Below are 6927 nucleotides of genomic sequence, written 5' to 3' on the forward strand. Positions count from 1 at the left end.
GTGATCTCCTGGTCATCGGCAGCGGGCAGCACGCCGCCGTTGCAGAGCGGCCAGCCTGAGCACGCCGTGCTCGCGCCGCTCTCGGCCATGTAGCCGCCCACCCAGAAGGTGACCGCCAGCCACGCCAGCCCCGCCAGCGCCCAGCGCCCGGGCACGTGGCTGACCGTGCGCACCCGCTCGAAGTAGGCCCGGTGACGCTCATCCTCCATCCACATCCCCACGGCCACCACAATCTCGCAGCTCAGGACCACCATCGCCGTGACGAGGTGGGTCGCCACGATCTCGGGCGGGAGCTCGCGCACCACGGTAATCGCCCCCAGCAGCCCCTGGAAGCCCACCAGCGGTACCGTCGCCGTGGCGGTCCACGTGATCAGCGGCACGTGCCGGTAGTGCTTCCACGCCAGCACGGCCACCGTGACCACCAGCACGCCCACAATCGAGGCCACAAACCGGTGCGAGAACTCGATCCAGGCCTCCTGGTGGCCCGGCGGCACCGCCTGCCCGTGGCAGAGCGGCCAGTCGGGACACCCGAGCCCGGAGCCTGTGGCGCGCACAAACGCGCCGACGGCGATGAGGAGCAGGGTCATCAGGACGGTGACGATGGCAATGCGTTGGGCGACGATCATCCCTCTGCTCAGCAGCCTTTCCGGCGGAGTCGCCAATGCCATGCTCTGCCGGTGCTGGCGGTCCCCTCGCCCGCACCCTCTGCACCGTCAGCGTGCCACTTCCGAAGCCCCTCGCGCAAGGAGCCGACCGACCCCGGTTTCGCTGACCCTCGGCCCTAAAACCCCTGTGTCCCGTCCAGCCAGCGGAGCCCGTCCACCAGCACCCCGCCGACCGACAGCTCCCAGTGCAGATGCGGCCCGCTCGAAAGCCCGGTCGAACCCACCAGCCCCACGATGTCGCCGCGCCGAACCTGCTCCCCAACCGCCACGCGCCGTTCGGAAAGATGCCCGTAGCACGAAAGCACACCCGCGCCGTGGTCGACCACGACCAGCTCGCCGCGCACCAGCGTAAGCTCGCTTAGCACCACCGTGCCGTAGTTCGTCGACCGAACGGGCGTTCCCATCGGCGCGCCGATATCGGTCCCGCCGTGGTGGCCCGTCCGGGGGCCGCCATTGAACGAGCGCTGCTCGCCAAAGTAGCCGCTGATGAACACCGGTCCGCCGAGTTCGACCGGGATGATGAAGGGGAGCTCCCACTGCCGCGGCGTCACGGTCGCGTAGAGCGCATCGAGCCGCGGCTGCTCCGGCTCGAGCGGCGGTGGCGCATGCGGGTCCGGCGGCGGCAGCCAGATGTCGTCGTACGTCCAGCTCGTCGCCCGGATGGTGATCGGTTCGGAGTAGGTGAAGGCGTGCCCTGCCAGGTCCACCCCGGAGATGCCGATGGCGGCCGGCCCGGGCGGGTCCGCCACCCCGACGCCAACGAATCCTTCGAGCACCCCGGCCCCCGGCGCCAGTGCATACGCCCGGCCGAACAGCCGCGCCTCAGCCGCAAGGGCATGTTGCACGCTCAGGTACACCGCACCGCCCTGGAAGGGGTTCCGAAACGAGAGGGTGACCGCCGCCCGCGGTCCGTCCGTGCCCACCAGCGGCGCAACCGCCCGGAACGGCCGGTCCGGGCCCGGCTGCGCCGATGCAGCGCCGGCACCCGGCAGCAGGCGCAATGCCGCCAGCCCGGGCGCGGTTGCCGCCAGCCCCAGCGCCCCGAGGATCCGCCGCCGCGAAACCATGCGCCAAGCCTAGCGCGCAGCCACGGACCCGGCATCAAGCCGGCGTAAATGCGAAGCTGTCAGGCGGGCGGCCGCCCGAGCGAACGCCGCGCCGCGTCCCGCGCCGCATCGACCACCGCCAGCAGGCGCGACGGCTTCGGCACGCCCGCGAGCACGAAGTTCGGCACGTTGCCGGCTGTCTGGCATTGCACGGCGCCGAAATCGAACAGGGTTGAGAGCACCCCGCTGCGTACGATGCGCAGGTCCTCCACGTCCACGAGGTCGGCCGAGGCCATCTGGTGGTGGAACCAGTGCCGCTTCAGCGAATCCACCAGCCGCTGGTTGGTGACCGTCCACGTGTCGTTCTGGTAGCGGTACCAGGTGAAGTAGCCCCGCACCGCCCAGGCCGTGGCCCACCCCGCGACCACCACCATCGCCACCCGCGATGCTGTGCCTTCGAGGTCGAGCAGCCCCCAGGAAAGCCAGGCCAGCAACGCCGTGCCCCCGACCCCCGCCGCCACGATGCCGGCCATCCGAAGCGAAAAGTAGAGCCAGTGGCGGCGTACGTGCGCCAGCACCGCCTCGTCGGGCTGGAGGTCGAACGGCAGGCGCGGCGTCACGGTGCCGGCCACGGCCATCACCCGGTCGGCCGTTTCGGCACCATCACCTTGCGGCGGAAGTAGCACACTTCCTCGCCGCGCTGGTTGAACCCGCGGGTTTCCACCGTCACGATGCCGCGCGTCCCGTCGGAGGTCTCCTTCTTATCGAGCACCGTCGTCTCGGCCCGGATGGTGTCGCCGTGGAACGTGGGCTTCAGGTGCTTCAGGCTCTCGATCTCCAGGTTGGCGATCGCCTTGCCCGAAACGTCGGGAACGCTCATCCCCAGCACGAGCGAGTACACCAGGTTGCCCACCACCACATTCTGCTTGAAATGCGTCTCTTCCTCCGCGTACCAGCGGTCGCTGTGCAGCGGGTGGTGGTTCATCGTGATGTCGCAGAACAGGTGGTCCATCGCCTCGGTGATGGTCTTGCCCGGCCAGTGCCTGTACACATCACCGACCTCGAAATCCTCGTAGTACCGCCCGAATTTGTCCCGTCCGTCGTACACCGTCATGGTTGGCTCCCTCACTCGTGGTGTCGTTGCGAAGGCTGGCGACCGCTGCCCGTCTGCCTAGACCGGGTAGTCCTTCACGATGTTGCGCGCAATCACGATCTTCTGGATGTCGCTGGTGCCCTCGGCGATGACCATCAGCGGCGCATCGCGGTAGTACCGCTCCAGCGGGAGCTCCTTGCTGTAGCCCACGCCGCCGTGGATGCGCATCGCATCCAGCACGCACTCCTGCGCGATCTCGGTCGCGAACAGCTTCGCCATCCCGGCATCCAGGTCGCTGCGCACCCCCGAGTCTTTCTTGCGCGCCGCATCGAGCGTCAGCAGGCGCGCGGCCCGGATTTTCGTGATCATCTCGGCCAGCCGCAGCTGCTGGGCCTGGTGCTCGAAAATCGGCTTCCCGAACGCCTCGCGCTTCTGCGCGTAGCGGATCGCGTCGTCGAACGCCGCCTGGGCGACCCCGACGCCGCGCGCCGCCACATTGATGCGCCCGACCTCCAGCGCGCTCATGACGTGCTGGAACCCCTGGCCCTCGCGCCCGCCGAGCACCTGCGTGGCTGGCACCCGCGCGTCATCGAACGTCAGCTCCGTCGTCTCCACGCCCTTGTAGCCGAGCTTCTCCAGCTTCCGGCCCGGGGTGAACCCGGGCGTCCCCGCATCGACGAGGAAGGCGGTGATCCCCCGGTGCCGCGGCTGGGCCTCGGGGTCGGTCTTGGTCAGCACCAGGTAGACGCCGGCGCGCTGGCCGTTCGTCACCCACATCTTCTGGCCGTTGATGATGTAGTCGTCCCCGTCCCGGCGGGCCGTTGTCTTGATCGCCTGCGCGTCCGACCCCGCGTCCGGCTCGGTGATGCTCAGGGCGCAGCGGATCTCCGGCTCCACCATGCGGGGCAGATACTTCTGCTTCTGCTCTTCGGTGCCGTACTCCGAAATGGCGTAGCCCACCAGCACGTGGGTGTTGATGATCCCGGCGAGGCTCATCCAGCCCCGCGCCAGCTCCATGCAGACCCCGGCATAGCACTCGAAGGTCAGGTCCAGCCCGCCGTACTTCTCCGGGATTTTGATGCCGAACAGCCCCATCTGCGACATCCCCTTGACTAGCGGGTCAGGGAACTCGTCGGCGTGCTCGTACTGGCTGGCGACCGGCTTCACCTCGCGGTCCACCCACACCCCTACGTTCGTCACAATCTCCCGCGCGACCGGGTCGTTGATATCAGCGGCGTAATCCCGTGCCATGGCGTCATCCCGTTTCAAACAGAGGTGTACGAAGTATGGCCCAGCCGGCCGCTACGGACGATGCGCGCGCCCACCCCCCGGCCCTCGCCGCAGTTGGTTAGAATGCGCCGAATGAATCGGCAGGGGAATGTCGTTCGGGGCCGACGGGGGGTCAGGCGTGGCTGAGTTCCGCCCCCCGCCGCCCGCCCCGCGCGGGGCCTCCCGGCCGTCCTTCCGCGCCGGCCTTGTGGTCTTCCGAAACCGGCACTACCGCTCGCTCTGGCTCTCCTCCCTCTTCTCCTTCACCGGCATGCAGATGCAGATGGTGGCCCGCGCCCTCCTGGCGTGGCACCTCACCGGCTCGTTCGGCGCGGTCGGCCTCATCTCGCTGTCGTTCGGCCTGCCGATGCTTCTCTTCTCGCTCGTGGGCGGCTCGCTCGCCGACCGCTTCGAAAAGCGCAACCTCACCCTCGCCTCTCAGTCCGCCACCGGCCTCCTGGCCCTCATCAACGCCCTCATGCTCGTGACCGACACCATCACGATCGGCTGGCTGTTCGTCCTCGGGCTTGGCGGCGGCACCGCCATGGCCCTCGGGATGCCGGCCCGCATGCCGCTGATGGTCTACGTGGTCGGCCCCCAGCACCTGATGGCCGCCATGGCCATGTCGAACGCGGCCATGAACTTTACCCGCCTCTTCGGCCCCGCGCTGGCCGGCGTGATGGTCGGCGCATGGAACCTCGAGTCGGTCTACTTCTTCCAGGCCGGTCTCTACGGCCTCGCCTGCCTCACCCTGCTGACCGTGCCCACCGGCCTCGGTCGCCAGGCGCCCGGCTTCGGGCAGCCCGCCCGCCAGGGCATGTGGCGCGAAATCGGCGACGGCCTCCGCTACGTCGCCCGCGATGCCCGCCTCCGCACACTCAACCTGATGATGTTCACGGTCGCCTTCCTGGTGATGCCCTACGTCATGCTGCTGGCCGGCTTCGTCCAGGAAGACCTCGGCCAGGGCGAGCGCGAATACGGCTTCCTCCAGTCCGTCTCCGGCGCGGGCGCCCTCCTTGCCTCCCTCGTCATCGCCTCACTGACCGAATTCGACCGCAAAGCGTTGCTCCAGTGGGTCTCGGGGCTCGTCGGCGGCGCGGGCCTGGTCGCGCTTGCGCTCGGCTCCCAGGTTTTCGGCTTCGCCGGCGCCCTCGCCGCGACCCTCGTCCTCGGCCTGTCGCTCACCGCCTACCAGACCATCAACAGCACCCTCACCATGGAAGCTTCCCGCCCGGAGTTCTATGGCCGCGTGATGAGCATCAACATGCTCAGCTTCAGCGCGATGCCGCTCATGGCCTGGCCCCTTGGCCAGCTCGCCGATGTCATCGGCGCCCGCGCCATGTTCACCGCCCAGGGCCTCTTCGTGGCGGCGTTCATGGTGCTGATGGCGCTCTTCCAGCCCGGCCACATCTTCGGCCGGCTCCAGCCGAGGGCCCAGGTCTACGCGTCGCCGGCCCCCGGCCAGGGGGAAGAGCGCCCCGGCCCGGCGATCGGCGCCTAGCAAATCTTCCGCCGTGCAGTCACGCGCACGTCAGCAAACGGCCCGGGCATCACGCCCGGGCCGCCTGTCCAGCGCCTGCGTTCCCCCTCAGGCGGATTCGCGCATCGTCTTGAGGCCCGTCCGGGGCGCGCCCACCAGGATCGCCATGTTCCCGTCCGGGTGGCGGTTCTCATACATCAGCTGATGGCAGAGTCCCGTCTCTTCGAACCGGAACACCTTCGAGAGGCACGGGTCGATCTTTCCGTCCACTACCAGCTGATTGAAAGCGTACGACTGCTCATCGTTCGCGAAGTGCGAGCCCTGCAGCCGCTTCTGCCGCATCCACAGGTAGCGCAGGTCGACGTCCGCGTTGTACCCGGTCGTGCCGGCGCAGACCACGACCATGCCGCCCGTATCGCAGACGAACATCGAGGTCGGGATCGTGTCCTGCCCGGGGTGCTCGAAGACGATCCGGGGGTTCTTCCGCTCGCCGAGGATGTCCCAGATCGCCTTGCCGAAGGCCCGCGCGCCCGCGGTGAACTTCGCCATCGCCTCGTTGTCCGTCCAGTCCGGCAGGCGGCCCCAGTGGTCGAACGCCTTCCGGTTGATGCAGCCCACCGCGCCAAGCTTCATGCAGAACTCGAACTTCGATTCGCTCGAAACCACGGCGATGGGCTTCGCACCGGCCAGGGCGGCCAGCTGAATCGCCATCGAACCCAGCCCGCCGGCGCCGCCCCAGACGAGCACCACATCGCCTTCGCGAATGTCGTGCGGCGGCCACCCGTGGAGCATCCGGTAGGCGGTCGCACCCACCAGCGTTGGCGCCGCCGCCTCCTCCCAGGTCAGGTGCGGAGCCTTCGGCATGCACTGGTGTGCCTGCACTTTCGTGAACTGCGCGAAGGAGCCCCACGTTGTCTCGTAGCCCCAGATGCGGTAGCTCGGGTCATACATCGGGTCGATGCCCGCCAGCACCCCCGGCGCGTGGATGTCCCACGTTCCGCAGTGGATGACGACCTCATCGCCGACCTTCACGTTGGTGACGTTCGCGCCCACCTTCCAGACGATGCCCGAGGCGTCGGAGCCGCCGATGTGGTGGTCCCAGGGCTGGCCTTCCTTCTGCCGCGCGGCGATCACGTCGACCGGCACGCCGAGGCCCGCCCAGACGTTGTTGTAGTTCACGCCGGCCGCCATCACGTACACCAGCACATCATCGGGGCCGATCTCCGGCACATCGATCACTTCGATCTGGAACGCCTGGGTCGGCTGCCCGAAGCGGGACTGCCGGATCACCTGCGCATACATCTTCGCCGGCACATGGCCCAGCGGCGGCATCTCGCCGATTTCGTACAGGTCCTTCAGGGTCTCGGTCGTCAT

At 68.6% G+C, this 6927-nt stretch carries 7 protein-coding genes; 1 reads left to right on the forward strand and 6 read right to left on the reverse strand.

Annotated elements, in window-relative coordinates:
• The 5 genes from VAE46_RS03925 to VAE46_RS03945 form a co-directional block, all read right to left on the reverse strand.
• The coding region (locus VAE46_RS03925; protein ID WP_322795614.1) for a COX15/CtaA family protein at positions 1–626 on the reverse strand (626 nt) is incomplete at its 3' end.
• A 155-nt stretch (positions 627–781) separates the two neighbouring features.
• A complete protein-coding gene (locus VAE46_RS03930) occupies positions 782–1732 on the reverse strand; it encodes a M23 family metallopeptidase (RefSeq protein ID WP_322795615.1) in 951 nt (316 codons plus the stop codon).
• 59 nt (positions 1733–1791) lie between these two features.
• Complete coding sequence (locus VAE46_RS03935) at positions 1792–2343, reverse strand: hypothetical protein (RefSeq protein WP_322795616.1); 552 nt, start codon at positions 2341–2343, stop codon at positions 1792–1794.
• A 5-nt stretch (positions 2344–2348) separates the two neighbouring features.
• Complete coding sequence (locus VAE46_RS03940; protein ID WP_322795617.1) at positions 2349–2825, reverse strand: MaoC family dehydratase; 477 nt, start codon at positions 2823–2825, stop codon at positions 2349–2351.
• Positions 2826–2882: 57 nt separating this feature from the next.
• Positions 2883–4055, reverse strand: coding sequence for an acyl-CoA dehydrogenase family protein (locus VAE46_RS03945; protein WP_322795618.1), 1173 nt, complete (start codon positions 4053–4055; stop codon positions 2883–2885).
• Between the two features lie 157 nt (positions 4056–4212).
• Here VAE46_RS03945 and VAE46_RS03950 point away from each other — a divergent pair, with 157 nt between their 5' ends.
• Positions 4213–5574, forward strand: a complete 1362-nt coding sequence (locus tag VAE46_RS03950; RefSeq protein ID WP_322795619.1) for an MFS transporter — start codon at positions 4213–4215, stop codon at positions 5572–5574.
• Between the two features lie 87 nt (positions 5575–5661).
• Here the strand turns inward: VAE46_RS03950 and ccrA are convergent, their stop codons facing one another.
• Positions 5662–6927 (reverse strand): crotonyl-CoA carboxylase/reductase, encoded by a 1266-nt coding sequence (gene ccrA / locus VAE46_RS03955; protein ID WP_322795620.1) that lies wholly within the window; start codon positions 6925–6927, stop codon positions 5662–5664.

Origin of the sequence: Tepidiforma sp. (assembly GCF_034433535.1) — a bacterium.
Taxonomy (GTDB): domain Bacteria; phylum Chloroflexota; class Dehalococcoidia; order Tepidiformales; family Tepidiformaceae; genus Tepidiforma.

Coding starts and splice junctions, on each gene's coding strand:
- VAE46_RS03930 (WP_322795615.1), bottom strand. CDS start 1,732: ATGGTTTCGCGGCGGCGGATCCTCGGGGCGCTGGGGCTGGCGGCAACC.
- VAE46_RS03940 (WP_322795617.1), bottom strand. CDS start 2,825: ATGACGGTGTACGACGGACGGGACAAATTCGGGCGGTACTACGAGGAT.
- VAE46_RS03945 (WP_322795618.1), bottom strand. CDS start 4,055: ATGGCACGGGATTACGCCGCTGATATCAACGACCCGGTCGCGCGGGAG.
- ccrA (WP_322795620.1), bottom strand. CDS start 6,927: ATGACGACCGAGACCCTGAAGGACCTGTACGAAATCGGCGAGATGCCG.